The following is a 14,304-nucleotide window of genomic DNA, read 5'->3' as shown; positions in this document are numbered from 1 at the left end:
GGGGCGACATCCATGTCCTTCCGCGCGCAGAAATGGACAAGCGCCGCAGGGGCATGGCTTTGCAAGCTTCTGGAGCGTCGCCCAACACGTCTTGCAACCGTCGCACTTGCCAACAAACTGGCCCGGATCGTCTGGGCTCTCCTGTCGCGCAAAGAGATCTATCGTCCGGCCGGCCGCAATGTCGCTGTAATCTGACATGCGCTGCCAAGACGATGGATGCCGGGGTTCGCCCCGGTAGATCCGGCAGAATGCACTGACCAGCGTGATGGGAAGACTGTAATTCAGGAACAGTTCAGGCGATACCGTTGGATGACATGTGCCATCGAGCACGTTTTCAAGATTGGTGCCTGACACGCAAGCGCACACCCATAATGGCCAGCGAAAAACGTCGCACAAACAGGCCGGACATAAGGGCGCACCTGACCGGATCCCCGCATCCTGCGAGCAGCGATGCATTCCACCGAGAAAACAAGATTTAGAGAAACGCAGAGAGATAACAAATGTGATCCATTGCATCGAACCGGCCGTCCACATAGGTCGTCCAGGATTCCGGGAAAGGTCCGGCTCGGGAAACCGGTGATCGTCAAGGTTTTAATAAACGCATCGCCGAGTTTTGGTTCCAGGCCGCCCGCAAGCGGCTGATCGACCAGCAGGGCATCGAGGTGCATCGGGATTTCCGGCACCCTGACGCACTGGTTCCGGGTGGAAATGGTCGAATGCAGATACGTCAGCGTCTCGCCGTCATTCAGCCACGCCGCCTCGGGCATGAAGCCATCGAGCAACGCCAGCATCCGGTCGGAGCGATCAACGAAGGAATTCAATATGCCGTGCGGATCGGGGCCGTCCCGTTCCCTGCCTTCATAGAGAAAACGCTCGGCGCGACCGGAAGATTCCGCCGGTGGCAGCCAGACCAGGGTGATAAAATACCGGCTCTCGAAATGCGCGCCCTCATCCTCGAACTGCTCCCGGCGTTCCAGATCGACCATCTGGCTGGCCGCATCGGGGAAATCACTCTCGGGGTAGAGTGTCGCTGGCACGCGCTGAGCCTCGACGAACACGGCCCAGCCGGAACCCAGACGGCGGAGCGCATTGTTCAGCCGCCCGGTGACACCGACCAGTTCGGCAGGTGTGGCGCTGTCCAGATCGGGACCGCGTATCTTTGCCGTGCGCTGGAATGAACCGTCCTTGTTCAGCACGACGCCTTTCTCCACGAGCGCGGCCCATGGGAGAAAGTCGGACAGAAGTGAATTCCGGCTGCGGTATTCGCCAAGGGACATCATCGCTCTGCCCTCCCTATGCCCGCAACCAGGCGGGATAGCGAAGATGCCGTCGTCCCACCTCAATGAAGAAAGGATCGCGCTTCGCACCCCAGACCGCGAGCGTGTGTCCTACAAGCCAGAACACCGCCCCGATCAGCCACAGCCGCAGGCCCAGGGCGATAGCCGCCGCCAGCGTGCCGTTGGCGATGGCGACGGCACGGGGCGCACCACCCAGCAGGATGGGATCGGTCAGCGAGCGATGCACCGGGACATGGAAGCCCGGCACGACGTCATCGTCATATCCCGCCATCAGATCAGCGCCCCGCCGGAGAAGGAGAAGAAGGACAGGAAGAAGCTGGACGCTGCAAAAGCGATGCTAAGTCCAAAGACAATCTGGATCAGGCGACGGAAGCCCCCAGATGTTTCCCCGAAGGCCAGGGTCAGACCAGTCACGGTGATGATGATGACCGAGATGATCTTCGCCACCGGTCCCTGCACGGATTCCAGAATCTCGTTCAGGGGCGTTTCCCACGGCATGCTGGATCCTGACGCCCATGCCGACGACGCGAAAGCAAGCGACAGCAGCATGGAGGTTCCGAACACACGCATATCCGGCACATGCCGGTCAGGACGTGCGACAGCGCACACGATGGCGCGCAGACGTGAAGACGGCATCATGATAATTCTCCATTGGCATAGCTGGATGTTTCGGAAGGGGAAAAGCTGACCGAATGGATGCAATAGGTGCCCGTTACGGGATCGAGACCATTGATTTCCGCCAGTTCGGATAGGCGGCGGGAATTGCCGCGTCCGGACAGGACCGCGATGACGTCGATCGTTTCGGCGATCATGGCACGTGGCACTGTCACCACCGCCTCCTGGATCAGTTGTTCCAGACGATACAGGGCGGCCAGCACCGACCCGGCGTGAAGGGTACCAATGCCACCCGGATGGCCGGTGCCCCACGCCTTGACCAGATCCAGCGCCTCCGCGCCACGCACCTCACCGATGGGAATACGGTCTGGGCGCAGGCGGAGACCGGAGCGGACAAGGTCCGAAAGGGTAATCACGCCTTCACGGGTCCGCAGGGCGATGAGATTGGGCGCCGTACATTGCAGTTCGCGCGTATCCTCGATCAGCACGATGCGATCACCTGTTTTGGCCACCTCGGCCAGCAGGGCATTGACCAGCGTGGTCTTGCCCGTGGACGTGCCACCTGCGACCAGGATGTTTTTCCGTTCCGAGACCGCATGACGCAGGAAGTCTGCCTGCCCCTCTCTCATGATCCCGGCTTCGACATAGTCATCGAGGGTGAAGACGGCCACGGCGGGCTTGCGGATGGCGAAGCTCGGGGCGGTCACAACGGGCGGCAGCAATCCCTCAAACCGTTCGCCGGTCGGGAGTTCCGCCGAGACACGGGGTGCTGCCTCATGCACCTCAGCCCCGACATGGTGGGCCACCAGACGGACAATGCGCTCGGCATCGGCTGGCGTAATCCTGTCACCCGTATTGCCCAGCCCCTCGGACAGACGGTCGATCCAGAGCCGCCCATCAGGATTGAGCATCACTTCGACCACAGTGGGATCAGCGAGATGCCGGGCAATCGCCGGCCCCATCGCCGTGCGCAGCATGGACATGCCGCGCTGTCGGGCACCATTTTCAATCGGTGTAACCGCCATGGGAATCCCCGTCCGTTTGGGTCATCCGGCTTTTCCGGACGACGACGGGGATCATTAGAGAGTGCTGTTTTCTCCCGTTTTCAACAGCATTTTCCTGCGATCGTACAGGATCGTAGTGAATGCGGTTTTTACTTGCAGATCGCGGGATCAGGTTTCCGATGTAGGAGGCACATCCTCCGGGATCTCTTGCCGGAAGAGTGGCCCCCGGCTGAGTCGCCGCCCAAGGGCGGCCACGAACGCCTCGTAACGTTCCGCCCCCTGCGCCCGCGCCGCCGCTGCGGCCGGTTCCGGCAAGGGCGGACTGACCGTCATCCAGTAGCGGATGAACAAGGCCAGCGTCTCAAGGCTGATCCCGAGATCGCGCTCCATGCGAGCGACCTGCCGGTCGAGGCGGTCCAGCCTGCGACTCATCGCCGCCTCCCGCCGCTCATCGGCATCGGGCGACAGGAAGGATGCGATGGCGGCTTCCGCCACCAGGGAAAGGGACAGATCGCGCCGCGCCGCATGGGCGGTCAGGATATCCAGCAGTTTCGGTTCCAGATAGACCGACAGGCGCGCCTTCTTCGGGGAAGTTCTCATCACGCCCTCACAGCCCGAGATCGTTGCCACGGTCGAGCCCAGCCTGCCGGGCGATCCGCGTCAGGTCGGCGCGGTCCCGTGCTTCCGGATTCGGTGGTGGTTCCTCACCAAAAAGGTCCGGTGCCGCACGCGGCTTGCGTTTGCCGGTTTCTGCCGGATCGTGCTCGCGTGACCACTTCCGCCCTGTGCCGAGGGATTCATCACTGTCCGCATCGTCGGGCTTGTCGGGCGCTGCTGACGGTGCTGTCTCCTCTGGTGAAGGAGTGGCATGAGATGGACGGCCACTCCAGTCATCAGGCCGGACAGGCCGTGGCAGCTGCGCCGGATCGGGCGGCGGCAGGACACGTTCGACAAAACGGCGGTCCTGGAAATACCGCGCTTTCCGCGCCCGGATGGGCGGACACCCCGCCACCATGACCACTTCCTCCCGTGCCGGGAGTTGCTGGACCTCGCCTACCGTCATCAGGGGCCGCGCGCTTTCCTGACGCGAAACCATGAGATGCCCGAGCCAGGGCGACAGCCGGTGCCCGGCATAGTTCTTCTGCGACCGGATCTCGGTGGCCACACCCAGACCGTCAGATACGCGCTTTGCTGTACGTTCGTCGTTCGTGGCGAAACTGACCCGGACATGGCAATTATCGAGAATACTGTTGTTCTGGCCGTAGGCTTTATCGATCTGGTTCAGGCTCTGGGCGATCAGGAACGCCTTGATCCCATAGCCCGCCATGAAGGCGAGCGCGCTCTCGAAGAAATCCAGACGGCCAAGAGCGGGAAACTCATCGAGCATCAGCAGCAGGCGACGCCGCCCCTCCCGGCCTGACAGATCCTCCGTCAGCCGCCGCCCGATCTGGTTGAGGATCAGGCGAATCAGCGGCTTGGTGCGGCTGATATCCGAGGGCGGGATGACAAAATACAGGGAAACGGGCTGCTCGCCCTCCAGCAGGTCGCCGATCCGCCATTCACAGCGACTGGTGACGGTGGCCACCACCGGATCGCGGTAGAGGCCGAGAAACGACATGGCGGTGGAGAGCACTCCGGAGCGCTCATTGTCGGACTTGTTCAGCAATTCCCGCGCCGCCGACGCCACGACGGGGTGAGGCCCTGCCTTCCCGAGATGCGATGTCCGCATCATGGCGGACAGGGTCGCCTCGATCGACCGCTTCGGGTCGGAGAGGAATTTCGCCACCCCGGCGAGCGTCTTGTCGTCCTCGGCATAGAGCACATGCAGAATCGCACCGACCAGCAGGGCATGGGAGGTTTTCTCCCAATGGTTGCGCCGCTCCAGTGATCCCTCGGGATCGACCAGGATGTCGGCGATGTTCTGCACATCGCGAACTTCCGATGCCCCGCGCCGCACCTCCAGCAGCGGGTTGTAGGCCGAGGATGCCGGATTGGTAGGATCGAACAGCAGCACCCGCCCGAAGCGATTCCGGAAACCGGCGGTGATCTGCCAGTTCTCGCCCTTGATGTCATGGATAATGGCCGAACCCGGACAGGTCAGGAGCGTGGGGATCACCATCCCCACACCTTTGCCCGTGCGCGTCGGTGCGAAAGTCAGGACGTGTTCGGGACCGTCATGCCGGAGATAGGAGCGGCGGTATTTCCCCAGCACGACGCCATCCTCGCCCAGCAGCCCGGCCGCGCGGATTTCCGCGTCTTCGGCCCAGCGGGCGGAGCCATAGGTCGCGGCCCGCTTCGCCTCGCGGGCGCGGTGGACGGACAGCGCCACGGCCGCTGCAAAAGCCAGCACCCCGCCCGAACCCGCGATCCAGGCGCCACGCGCGAAGACCGCTGGTGCGTAGGCGTCGAACTCGTACCACCACCAGAAAAAAAGCGGCGGAGCGTAGACCGGCCAGCGATGCAGAACCGTGAACCACGGTTGACCGAGTTCCGGTTGGAACGCGAGTTCCCAGGCCGTCCATTGAGTGGCCGTCCACCAGGACAGCACGATCATGGACAGGACCAGCAGAGCCTGTCCCCACTGGATACGTGTTCCCGGCTGGTCCATCGAGTCCTCCCCTCGTTATGGGAGACAGCGAAGAACCGGGATTTTCCCGCGTGCAAGCATGATCCGGTACCCATCGTACCAGAGCGGACTGGAGCGAAGAAATACTTGCGCGTTGCGGAATCCGGTCTTGCACGCCCGACCAGAAATCCGTATCTTACGGAAGATAGATAAAAAGGAAGGATGCTTCCATGTCCACGACCGTGACCTCATCCGACGTGCAGAAGAATTTCGGTGCCTACCACGACCGTGCGCTCACCGAACCGGTGAAGGTCACGAAGTATGGTCGGGAGACGGTTTATATCGTCTCGGCCCAGACCTTTCACGCATTGAAACAGGCCCAGCGCGAAGCCATCGCCGCGACCGATCTCAACGATCATGAGATTGCGCTGATCGAAGCTGCGGAGATCCCCGAGGAACACCGCTACACTGTCGGTCAGTAAGCGCGCATCGTGCCCATTCCCGAACCGACGCCAGGCCTGGTCATCTCGTATTCCTATCTCTGGCATAACCAGCATCGCGCCGGAGCCGAGGAGGGCCGGAAAGCCCGGCCCTGTGCCATTGTGGTTGCTGCCGCCGATGCTGACGGCGACTGCCAGGTTTATGTGGTGCCGATCACCCATTCCCAACCGGACGACCCACATGCGGTGGCACTCCCGGCAAACGTCAAACGACGCCTTGGGCTGGATGACGAGCCATCCTGGATCATAACCGCAGAACTCAACCGGTTCGTGTGGCCGGGCTATGATCTGCGGCCCGTTTCGCGCAACCAACCCGACTGTTTTGCCTGGGGCTTCCTGCCGGTGGACATATTCGCGGCGGTCAAGCGAGGGATCGTCGCTCACCAGAAGGATCGAAGCCTGCGGCAAACCCCACGGGAATAATCATCTGGGGATTACGATTTACGTGTCAGGACACTCGGTGGCAGTTTCGGGCGCATCATCGTGCGCCGGTCCAGCACAGGCCCGTCGGTCACAAAGGTGCCATCGCCAATGCCATGCAGGGGTGACCTCCCCTTGCTATGCGGGTCGGCATGCGCAGCGACCCCTTCAAGAATGACGATGCCATACGGCTCGATGATGTCGACGACACGGCATTCGATATTCGCGAGACACTTATCGAGAAGCGGGGCTTTCACCTTGTCAGCCTTCCGACGCGCAAGACCGAATTTCTCGAACTTGTCCGTATCCTTCCCGGAGCAGAGACCGATCCCCACGACAGTGTCGAGCATGTCTGCGGACGGAATGGCGATCACACATTCGCGCGTCTTCTCGATCGCCTTCCATGAGTAATTCCAGGGACCGGTGGTAATCGCGAAACGCGCGTCGAAATCCAGCACCATGGTCCAGGTGATCGTCATGACATTGTCGCGCCCAGTGTCATGCGTGGTCACGAGCGTTACCGGCCCGGATTCCAGAAAGGTAAAAGCTCGATCAAGGGGAAACGGCTGCATGGCAGTCTCCATCAGGTTGTCGCCGATCCTAAACTGGTAGCAGGGCACCTGCGTGCTCTGTATTGCGCTGCGTCAACGGTATCATGAAGAACAGGAAGTACATGCGAAGAAAAATCAGAGCATCAGACTTTACAGCCCAAGCCCGCGTTTCCGCGCGAACGACCAGTCGATCCCCCCATCCCCGCGCATGATGCCTGACACCTCCCGCCCTCGCTGCTTTTCCAGCGACGGCGACCATGGCACCAACTCGAAGCCCAGCCCGTCGTCGATCATGGCGAACCGGCCCGACGCCAGATTGAAACGCTGGCGGTAGGTGCCGGCAACGGGGTCACCCTCCCCGCTCCGCCGGAACGGCATCCCCGATTTCCCGGCGAGGCTCCGGCCCAGCGTCTCCAACTCCCGCTGACGCAGCGTGGCGATCAGGTTCCGGGCATAACGGATGCTTCCGCCGTCGCGGCTGGCCAGCCCCTGCTCCACCAGATGATCCGTCCGCTTTTTCATCGCCTCTTTGACCTCGGCGCCGAACCCGGTGGACGCCAGGGCAAGAGGCTCCCGCGTGATCGCCTGCCGGTCGAGCCAGCTAGCGCCCTCCGCCGTCACCTGCCGCTCCAGCGTGACGTCGGAACGCACAGCCAGCGCGACACGATCACGTCCCTGTTTATCGCTGAAACGCCGCAATTCCACGATCGAACCGACCGCTCCGTCACCAGCGGCTTCAAGGTCCGGCAGACGGACATGATGCGTTCGCCCATCAATTCCATCGATGACGGCATAGGCCGTGCCACGCAGCTCATCGTCAAGACCACGATCAACCAGCCGGCCGATGACGGGATCGGTGGTATCCTCGGCGGCGATTACCCATGATGATGCGGCACGGTCGATCTTCTGCTCCGTCAGCCCCCGATGGATCCGTTTGATGATATCGTTGCGCTCGCTGATCTCCCGCAGCGTGGCTTCCGCACTCTCGTCCATCCGCCAGCGATCCGGCCTGACTTGGTGCGCCAGCCCCATGGTTTCCAGACGGCGCAAGCGACCCAGCTTCACGGTGGCAAAAGCGTCCGGTGTTTCGCCCGGCGCGCGCCCCAGAGCGATGACACCATCTTCCCCGGCGTCCCTCTGAAGCTGACGGTCAAGCTGGGTCCAGCGATCGGCATTCACCTGCCGCTCGACCGCCTGGTGGATGTCGTGATCAGTGCGTGGCCCGAGTTCCAGCGTCACCAGATCCTGGGCACGAGCACGCATTCCTTCGCGGATATAATCACGGGCGATCACCAGGTCGGAACCGTCCTCCGCAACGCCCCGGACGATAACGTGCAGATGCGGGTGTGCGGTGTTCCAGTGATCGACGGCGACCCAGCCGAGCTTCGTGCCGAGATCGGCCTCCATCTGCCCCATCAGATCCCGCGCGAAAGCCCGCAGATCCGACATCTCCGGTGCGTCCTCCGGAGAGACAATAAAGCGGAAATGGTGGCGGTCGCCATCGCATCGTTCCGCGAAGTCTGACGCGCGGATGTCGTCGCTGTCCTTGCCGAACAGGCGCGCGTCCTCCCCGTCTCGCGTCACGCCCTCCCGACGGAGATACCGCAGGTGTGCTGCCAATGGTGTGGCGCGCGGGGCATGGCGCACGACACGGGCCTTGATCACGACGCCCCGTGAACGGCTGGTCAGCAGGCGATTGGCGGCATGGGCGGCGGCTCTGCCGCGCCCGAAACTGGAGCGACGCCCGGCACTGATTTTCCCAGCGCGGGAGACCCGACCACCAGCCCGCTGCACGGATGCCAGCACCTGCGTCACGAAGGGGCGCGCCTGACGGCCGCGGGTGGAGCGGATACGGCCTGGCCGGACCCGGAATTCCTCGTCCCTGCTCATGGAGAAAGCCCTACACCGCGCGAAATATCGCGTCGGATCAAAGAGATGATACCTCGACGCGAGGTGCGGGAAATCCACGCACCTCGCGACAGGACTTCAAAAACCCCGGAAAACCGCCACCCCAACCGAGCCGCGATGTGCGGCCTTTTATCCAGCCCTCGCCCTCGCCCTCGCTTTTTTCCGATCTTTCGCGGTCCTCACTCACGATTTCCGTCCCTCTTGAACCGACAAAGGTGAGACATTGGGAAGGCCGCTGAAATGTCCAACGAACAGCGTCCGTACTGCATTCCCACTGCCATTCCGCTGCATGATTTCAGCGCGCGGCATGATGATGTCTGGATGATCGGATGGCACGATAAAGAGCCAGGCAGCCTGCCATTCACGCCTGGGCCATACCGTCCGCGATGTCCCCTGCCCTGCGAGCGGACTATCGCCACGCAACCGTGCCCTGACCGCTTCCACGTAAGCCAGTGTTTCCTGCGGTAGCGGTCGGCCCGTCGCCAGATGTTCGTCGTAGCGGCCCGGTCCCGCATTGTAAGCTGCCAGAAAACCAGCATCGCCGTAACGCTCATGCAGCATGCGGAGATAGGCAGCACCAGCAAGAATGTTGTCATGCGCATCAAACGGATCGGCACCAAGAGCGAGCATCCTGCGTAAATCCGTCCAGGTCGCAGGCATCAGTTGCATGAGCCCCATGGCACCTTTCGCGGATACGGCCTTCATGTCACCAGCGCTTTCGGATTGCAGGACAGCAGCAATCCATTCTGGTGGAACCTGCATCCGCGCGGCTGCCTCCGTGATCAGCAAATCATACGTTTTAGCCTGCGCTGACATGGGTACACATACCATCCATCCCAAGGCGAACAGCATGCCGGCCGTCTTCGCTGTCACTCTCCGGCATCTGCTTACGGCACCACGAAGACAGACCGGAAAGAGAAAAGACATCCAGCCGTGTGGCACTGTTCCGTGAACACGATCAGCGCCGGTCATCGCGTTTCACCTGACGGTTCCAGACCAGTTGCCAGTCACGCCCTCCACGACCGACCTGAAACAGGCTGGCACGAATGGGTTGCGTGAAAATTGGATCATCCAGCAGCACGGAGACATATTCGCCCGCTCGTTCGCCGGTACGTGTCCATCCTGCGCCGACCTCAGGACCGGCATCCCCGTCGCCGAGATGAATACGATAATCCGGCGCGTTTTCTGCCGTTCCTGCCCCAACCGACAGGAAGGTGAGTTCTGCATCCAGTGCCAGTGTCCGCAGCCTGCCTGCAAATCCGTCAGGCGTGCGTATGAAAGATCCGATCTGGGTCATGACAAAGATTCCCCTGTTTCGAAGTCAATTGAAAAATGGGCCGTCATTCGATTGGCGATTCATGGCGGGGCGCAAAACTGCGCGATGGCATGAACAATGGTTCGGGCGGCGGAGGCTCGGGATCGCCCGTCGTAATCCACAAAGGGATGGCGCGCCCAAGCACGCTGTCGGCAGGAAGTGGACCGAAATATCGCCCGTCGAGACTGGCCGGGACTGCCGGGTTCATGACGAAAACCTGTCCCGCCACAAGATGCTGACAGCCCTGCCAAACCGGTAGAACCCGTCCCCGATGATCAGCGGCTCTGGCCTCGCCGACCAGATGCCCGTCAACCGTCACGCTGTTGCCCGAACGACAGACCGTCTGTCCCGGCAGGGCTGCCACGGGCTTGAGCAGCGGCACGCCGAACGGCAGATAGCCGCGCTCGGACAGCAATAGCGCCTGCTGCTCCGGCAGGCGGATGGCGACAATATCGCCAACATGCAGGGCACTCCCAGGACGCAGGCGATACAACCCGGTCGGCACACTCGCCGTTTCGTTCCAGATCAGACGGGGTGATACATGAATCGCAGCGGAAATACCGATGGCCACCGTCGCGAAATAGGTTGTGAAAAACCATGCACGACGGGTCATGACAGTGCCCTCCGCCGCAGCCATGCTTCATGTCGTTCGCGCGTATACGGTCTGTGCACCTGCCCTGCTGTCATCCGCTGGTGCAGATGTCGCCAGTGATCGGGACAGACCATGCATGGATCGATCTTCTGTGCTTCGACGCCGTCAATGGCTTCCAGCACCTGCCGGACCTTCGGCCAGCCATTTTGTCGCAACAGGCTTTCCGCCCCGGGACGCACAAACGGCACGGTCTGGCGTGCTTCATGAGCCTCAACAGCACGCACGATATCGATACATGACATGACGGTGCCAAAATCATTGGCGGTCCAGCGGATGAATGCGAAGACATTGCCCGGCGCAAAGCTCAGCAGCCGCCGCCGGCGATCAAGGATGCGGTCCTCGACCGGATGCCCAAAGCGGATCCAGTGCTCGATCCGCTTCTCGATCCATGTCAGTTCAACAGTGGTCGTGACGGCACTGCGGGCGGCGCTCATGACGTCCTCCCGACGGTTTTTCCACCGTTTCTGGGCACCTCTACATCAGTACCGTTAGATTCTTTATAGTTAGATTCTAAGTTAAGGTTACCATAACCTGTTGATCCGGCGATCTTAATCGGTCCTTTTTGGGACTGATGGCACGCGGTCATTCCGATCGATGGCATGTGGTGACTCACATCCAATGGCACGTGGTGTTTCACACATCGCCCACCGCTCCCTGTGGATAATCCACGGGGCCGGAAAACCAGCAGATCGCCGTTTTTTGCACCCGTTTCGATGGCAAGCTGATAGCCCGGCAGGCTCTGCCGCATGACCAGATCATGCAACTCAGCGGTGAAGCGGGAAAACCCGGACAACGTGGCGGATTTGGCATGCAGGTGGGTAAAGGCGAAACGCCAGCCCCGGCGCTGCTGACCGGCGTGCTTGCGCACCAGCCGGTAAAGCCAGCGTTCCACGCCACCGGTAAGACGGAAATAGGCCGGATCAATCCGCAGAACGAGGCTGTCCTCCAGCAATCCAGCGTAAAACCATTCCGGAAGCGTGATCTCGACCCGGCCGGCCTGGCCGTTGGCTGCGGCATGCCGTTCCTTCCACTGGTTCAGCCAGGAAAAGGCCTGCAGGTATCCACCCTGTCGCCGCAGCGTTGTGCGCACGGTCGTTGCCTGCAGCCGTGCCAGCCCTGCCCGCAGCCGGTCATAGTCGCGTGCGCCCGTCCCACGTCCGATGAATGTCAGGATTTCGCGCGGGGTGGCGGTCATGAAGGGCGAGGTCCGCAACCCCGTATCACGGGCCTCAATGATCTGGCTCGCGGCCCAGATCAGGATATCAGCGTCCCATATGGTTGCCATACCCCGCTCATGGGACGCTTCCACCCGGATCGAGACTTCACCCATGGTAAGGTCAATCGGCACGAAACGTGGCGATTTGGCGAGGCTGAAAAACGGCCATGCCATGAGATCCTGAACATCACGCGGCGGAAAGTCTCCGGGCAATGCCTGGAACACCCCTGTTGCCCGACGGGAGATTGAGAACAGGGCGGTCATGCGCGCTGTCCTCTCGTGGCTGAAACGTAACGGGCCTGGACACGAGCCATGGCGGTCCGCCGGTTATGCGGCAGATCCACTGCACCATCTTCGGCGGTCGACAGACGCACATTGAGATCGGCCCAGGCGCAGAGGTCTTCCACGGCGTAAACAATGCGACCACCAATCTTGCGATAGAGCGGGCCGGTTCCAAAGGTGCGGTGCTTTTCAAGAGTTCGTCCGGACAGCCCGAGGAAATTCGCGGCATCCGGCGTGCGGAGATAGTGGGGTGGCAGTGTCGGCAGGACACGCATATCGGCCTCCATGTCGCCTCAAAGGACCGCCGCGCAGACCCGGCGGTTTCTGACGACACGGTGCAGGAAGAGGCCCGACTGGGGGGGATGACAAAGTTCAGGGGGAGAAACTGTCACCACCTCGCGTGCGACCATGCAGCAGGGAAAGATACCCGCCATTCAGCCAGATCTCTCCGTCGCGCAGAAGACGATAAAGCGCTTTGTAATAAGCCGTTGCCCGCCATTCGTCGGCCGACATTCGGTTCAGATCGACACGGAAAAGCGCGCTGGCAATACGCCGATAGGGAATCCCCGCCTGCCTGCCATCATGGGCACAGAGCATACGCACCTGCCGCTGGCGCTGCTGGGCGCTCAGCCGGAGATGGTTCGACGGGGAGCCCAGGGGTTCACGAGCCAGAAAGCGGCGCATACGGACCACGCTCTCCATCCGGATGTCGAAGAACGCATCGTCAGTCAGGATGAAGGATCGCGCCTCTCCCAAGTGCTCCGCAACCAGCAGGCAACGGAGCCGTTGTCCCTGCACATCCAGCACAGCATGACGCCCGTCCGATGCGTCGTACGTTACCACGATATGGGGCGCCATCAGGGCATGCGTCCGTGCGTCGGCCCGCAGAAGAACAATCTCCGGGGCGATTTCAGGCCGCCAGAAAGCAGGTGACGTGGATGCAGGCTGCTCCGGGTCAACAAGGAAAATCCAGCCCCCATCGTCGCGCCATGGCGATCAGAAGGTCCGGATCACCCCGCGCCTGGGGAACCGTCCGGTCATAATCGTCATGATAGCGAGGATTACGCCGCAGCCATTCCTGGGCGAACCCGGCGGGATCGAGGGGTTCCAAGGTACGTCTGAGCGACGTCGCATCCCAGGTATAGATGGCCGGCACGCGGGCCTCCAGGCGGATTTTCGGGAGTCAATCCACTATCCGCAGGGAGGAAAAGGTCGGGTAGTCCCAAAGAATCGAGCACGTGATACCTGATAAGACACGCTGCTATAAGATATTCACATAGATCCAACCGACGAATACAAGCAGAAACTCCGTTCGGTCCACGGTCTGTCAGGTAAGATATACTGGTCTGGACAGACTCGCCCGATGCTTTCAAAGCATCACCTGATCTTCTGGCAGCATCACACGTTTAGAAAGCGATACGATAAGGACGTGTATTATAATACGTAGCACGATAATACACAAATCGTTCCTATCCTGCAGATGGACATTCGCAGGATCTTCGGCACCAATGTGCGACATTACCGGCTGGCGGCAGGACTGAGCCAGGAAGTGCTTGCCGTGCGCATGGGCGTTGATCGCGCCTATATCAGCTGGATTGAAACAGCGCGGCAGAACGCCACCCTGCTCACTGTGTGGCAGGCATCGCAGGCCCTTGGCGTCAGACCCGCCGACCTGCTGGACGAAAGTCGTCTTCCGGCTGACGATCAGAAATAAGCCTTCTTATCCTGCCGTGTCCGCCCTCAATGGGGCGGTGTCGGCCTGTCTGATTCGACACGGGTCTGCTGCGCTAGCGCCACTTTCAATTCTCGCTCGATCTGCCGGCGCTCGCGACGGCTGAGGTGAAAGCTGGTCAGTTCGGCCCGCAGCATCTGGATGTGGTCGTGTAACGTGGTCATCGTCCTGCTCCTTTCGTTTCTCGAAGACAGGACGGACGGCTCATGCCGGGGCGGGCCGGGTCAGGGATCGCCGTCAGGCGA

19 protein-coding genes and 2 pseudogenes are annotated in these 14,304 nt (G+C 61.5%); 4 read left to right on the top strand and 17 right to left on the bottom strand.

The annotated features are described in order from the left end of the window. A pseudogene (locus tag GEU01_RS24350) lies at window positions 1–195 on the top strand (IS110 family transposase); the annotation flags it as partial. A gap of 338 nt (window positions 196–533) precedes the next feature. On the opposite strand, the pseudogene GEU01_RS12080 reads toward GEU01_RS24350, so the two are convergent. The 6 genes and pseudogenes from GEU01_RS12080 to GEU01_RS12055 all read right to left on the bottom strand — a co-directional run. After that, window positions 534–1,280, bottom strand: a pseudogene (locus tag GEU01_RS12080) (conjugal transfer protein); the annotation flags it as partial. A 13-nt stretch (window positions 1,281–1,293) separates the two neighbouring features. Then, on the bottom strand, window positions 1,294–1,569 hold the full coding sequence (locus GEU01_RS12075) for a VirB3 family type IV secretion system protein (protein ID WP_019086298.1): 276 nt from the start codon (window positions 1,567–1,569) through the stop codon (window positions 1,294–1,296). Further along, entirely contained in the window at window positions 1,569–1,937 is a 369-nt protein-coding gene (locus GEU01_RS12070) for a TrbC/VirB2 family protein (protein ID WP_019086297.1), read from the bottom strand. The genes GEU01_RS12075 and GEU01_RS12070 overlap by 1 nt, the downstream gene beginning before the upstream one ends. Continuing rightward, window positions 1,934–2,938: a P-type conjugative transfer ATPase TrbB gene (trbB, locus tag GEU01_RS12065; protein WP_019086296.1), complete on the bottom strand. Its 1,005-nt coding sequence runs from the start codon at window positions 2,936–2,938 to the stop codon at window positions 1,934–1,936. The genes GEU01_RS12070 and trbB overlap by 4 nt, the downstream gene beginning before the upstream one ends. A 147-nt stretch (window positions 2,939–3,085) precedes the next feature. Then, a complete protein-coding gene (locus GEU01_RS12060; protein WP_026018704.1) occupies window positions 3,086–3,517 on the bottom strand; it encodes a ribbon-helix-helix protein, CopG family in 432 nt (143 codons plus the stop codon). Between the two features lie 7 nt (window positions 3,518–3,524). Then, complete coding sequence (locus GEU01_RS12055) at window positions 3,525–5,525, bottom strand: conjugal transfer protein TraG (RefSeq protein ID WP_019086294.1); 2,001 nt, start codon at window positions 5,523–5,525, stop codon at window positions 3,525–3,527. Between the two features lie 188 nt (window positions 5,526–5,713). Between GEU01_RS12055 and GEU01_RS12050 the strand changes: the two genes are divergently transcribed. Further along, the gene (locus GEU01_RS12050) at window positions 5,714–5,965 is read left to right on the top strand and encodes a type II toxin-antitoxin system Phd/YefM family antitoxin (RefSeq protein WP_012222748.1); all 252 of its coding nucleotides are present in this window, start codon (window positions 5,714–5,716) and stop codon (window positions 5,963–5,965) included. A gap of 9 nt (window positions 5,966–5,974) precedes the next feature. Beyond that, window positions 5,975–6,406: a hypothetical protein gene (locus GEU01_RS12045; protein ID WP_019086293.1), complete on the top strand. Its 432-nt coding sequence runs from the start codon at window positions 5,975–5,977 to the stop codon at window positions 6,404–6,406. A gap of 11 nt (window positions 6,407–6,417) precedes the next feature. Here the strand turns inward: GEU01_RS12045 and GEU01_RS12040 are convergent, their stop codons facing one another. From GEU01_RS12040 to GEU01_RS11995, 10 genes are all read right to left on the bottom strand, one after another. Continuing rightward, window positions 6,418–6,975: a flavin reductase family protein gene (locus tag GEU01_RS12040; RefSeq protein WP_026018703.1), complete on the bottom strand. Its 558-nt coding sequence runs from the start codon at window positions 6,973–6,975 to the stop codon at window positions 6,418–6,420. Window positions 6,976–7,104: 129 nt separating this feature from the next. Further along, window positions 7,105–8,844, bottom strand: coding sequence for a relaxase/mobilization nuclease domain-containing protein (locus tag GEU01_RS12035; protein WP_019086291.1), 1,740 nt, complete (start codon window positions 8,842–8,844; stop codon window positions 7,105–7,107). Window positions 8,845–9,045: 201 nt separating this feature from the next. Then, a complete protein-coding gene (locus GEU01_RS12030) occupies window positions 9,046–9,714 on the bottom strand; it encodes a lytic transglycosylase domain-containing protein (protein WP_019086290.1) in 669 nt (222 codons plus the stop codon). A 106-nt stretch (window positions 9,715–9,820) separates the two neighbouring features. Further along, complete coding sequence (locus GEU01_RS12025) at window positions 9,821–10,159, bottom strand: DUF736 domain-containing protein (RefSeq protein WP_010516012.1); 339 nt, start codon at window positions 10,157–10,159, stop codon at window positions 9,821–9,823. Window positions 10,160–10,202: 43 nt separating this feature from the next. Further along, window positions 10,203–10,790: a S26 family signal peptidase gene (locus tag GEU01_RS12020; RefSeq protein WP_010516013.1), complete on the bottom strand. Its 588-nt coding sequence runs from the start codon at window positions 10,788–10,790 to the stop codon at window positions 10,203–10,205. Next, window positions 10,787–11,263, bottom strand: coding sequence for a DUF2840 domain-containing protein (locus GEU01_RS12015; RefSeq protein WP_010516014.1), 477 nt, complete (start codon window positions 11,261–11,263; stop codon window positions 10,787–10,789). Before GEU01_RS12015 ends, GEU01_RS12020 begins: the two co-directional genes overlap by 4 nt. After that, a complete protein-coding gene (locus tag GEU01_RS12010; RefSeq protein ID WP_042710850.1) occupies window positions 11,260–12,309 on the bottom strand; it encodes a replication initiator protein A in 1,050 nt (349 codons plus the stop codon). The genes GEU01_RS12015 and GEU01_RS12010 overlap by 4 nt, the downstream gene beginning before the upstream one ends. Further along, window positions 12,306–12,614 (bottom strand): helix-turn-helix transcriptional regulator, encoded by a 309-nt coding sequence (locus GEU01_RS12005; RefSeq protein WP_019086288.1) that lies wholly within the window; start codon window positions 12,612–12,614, stop codon window positions 12,306–12,308. The genes GEU01_RS12010 and GEU01_RS12005 overlap by 4 nt, the downstream gene beginning before the upstream one ends. 85 nt (window positions 12,615–12,699) lie before the next feature. Then, complete coding sequence (locus GEU01_RS12000) at window positions 12,700–13,185, bottom strand: DUF2285 domain-containing protein (RefSeq protein ID WP_019086287.1); 486 nt, start codon at window positions 13,183–13,185, stop codon at window positions 12,700–12,702. 97 nt (window positions 13,186–13,282) lie between these two features. Beyond that, the gene (locus GEU01_RS11995; protein WP_010516021.1) at window positions 13,283–13,483 is read right to left on the bottom strand and encodes a transcriptional regulator domain-containing protein; all 201 of its coding nucleotides are present in this window, start codon (window positions 13,481–13,483) and stop codon (window positions 13,283–13,285) included. 324 nt (window positions 13,484–13,807) lie between these two features. Here GEU01_RS11995 and GEU01_RS11990 point away from each other — a divergent pair, with 324 nt between their 5' ends. Next, window positions 13,808–14,041, top strand: coding sequence for a helix-turn-helix domain-containing protein (locus tag GEU01_RS11990; protein ID WP_019086286.1), 234 nt, complete (start codon window positions 13,808–13,810; stop codon window positions 14,039–14,041). A 26-nt stretch (window positions 14,042–14,067) separates the two neighbouring features. Here the strand turns inward: GEU01_RS11990 and GEU01_RS26285 are convergent, their stop codons facing one another. Beyond that, window positions 14,068–14,223, bottom strand: coding sequence for a hypothetical protein (locus tag GEU01_RS26285; RefSeq protein ID WP_019086285.1), 156 nt, complete (start codon window positions 14,221–14,223; stop codon window positions 14,068–14,070). Window positions 14,224–14,304 lie beyond the last annotated feature (81 nt).

This window comes from Komagataeibacter europaeus LMG 18890, assembly GCF_000285295.1.
Classification (GTDB): Bacteria; Pseudomonadota; Alphaproteobacteria; order Acetobacterales; family Acetobacteraceae; genus Komagataeibacter; species Komagataeibacter europaeus.
The sequence above is the reverse complement of the archived record's forward strand: the minus strand, read 5'-3'. Positions and strand labels throughout refer to the sequence as shown.

What these genes read in the sequence shown, in the direction of transcription:
- GEU01_RS12075 (WP_019086298.1), bottom strand. Translation starts at nt 1,569, where the DNA reads ATGGCGGGATATGACGATGACGTCGTGCCGGGCTTCCATGTCCCGGTG.
- GEU01_RS12070 (WP_019086297.1), bottom strand. Translation starts at nt 1,937, where the DNA reads ATGATGCCGTCTTCACGTCTGCGCGCCATCGTGTGCGCTGTCGCACGT.
- trbB (WP_019086296.1), bottom strand. Translation starts at nt 2,938, where the DNA reads ATGGCGGTTACACCGATTGAAAATGGTGCCCGACAGCGCGGCATGTCC.
- GEU01_RS12060 (WP_026018704.1), bottom strand. Translation starts at nt 3,517, where the DNA reads ATGAGAACTTCCCCGAAGAAGGCGCGCCTGTCGGTCTATCTGGAACCG.
- GEU01_RS12055 (WP_019086294.1), bottom strand. Translation starts at nt 5,525, where the DNA reads ATGGACCAGCCGGGAACACGTATCCAGTGGGGACAGGCTCTGCTGGTC.
- GEU01_RS12050 (WP_012222748.1), top strand. Translation starts at nt 5,714, where the DNA reads ATGTCCACGACCGTGACCTCATCCGACGTGCAGAAGAATTTCGGTGCC.
- GEU01_RS12040 (WP_026018703.1), bottom strand. Translation starts at nt 6,975, where the DNA reads ATGCAGCCGTTTCCCCTTGATCGAGCTTTTACCTTTCTGGAATCCGGG.
- GEU01_RS12035 (WP_019086291.1), bottom strand. Translation starts at nt 8,844, where the DNA reads ATGAGCAGGGACGAGGAATTCCGGGTCCGGCCAGGCCGTATCCGCTCC.
- GEU01_RS12030 (WP_019086290.1), bottom strand. Translation starts at nt 9,714, where the DNA reads ATGCTGTTCGCCTTGGGATGGATGGTATGTGTACCCATGTCAGCGCAG.
- GEU01_RS12025 (WP_010516012.1), bottom strand. Translation starts at nt 10,159, where the DNA reads ATGACCCAGATCGGATCTTTCATACGCACGCCTGACGGATTTGCAGGC.
- GEU01_RS12020 (WP_010516013.1), bottom strand. Translation starts at nt 10,790, where the DNA reads ATGACCCGTCGTGCATGGTTTTTCACAACCTATTTCGCGACGGTGGCC.
- GEU01_RS12015 (WP_010516014.1), bottom strand. Translation starts at nt 11,263, where the DNA reads ATGAGCGCCGCCCGCAGTGCCGTCACGACCACTGTTGAACTGACATGG.
- GEU01_RS12010 (WP_042710850.1), bottom strand. Translation starts at nt 12,309, where the DNA reads ATGACCGCCCTGTTCTCAATCTCCCGTCGGGCAACAGGGGTGTTCCAG.
- GEU01_RS12005 (WP_019086288.1), bottom strand. Translation starts at nt 12,614, where the DNA reads ATGGAGGCCGATATGCGTGTCCTGCCGACACTGCCACCCCACTATCTC.
- GEU01_RS12000 (WP_019086287.1), bottom strand. Translation starts at nt 13,185, where the DNA reads ATGGCGCCCCATATCGTGGTAACGTACGACGCATCGGACGGGCGTCAT.
- GEU01_RS11990 (WP_019086286.1), top strand. Translation starts at nt 13,808, where the DNA reads ATGGACATTCGCAGGATCTTCGGCACCAATGTGCGACATTACCGGCTG.
- GEU01_RS26285 (WP_019086285.1), bottom strand. Translation starts at nt 14,223, where the DNA reads ATGACCACGTTACACGACCACATCCAGATGCTGCGGGCCGAACTGACC.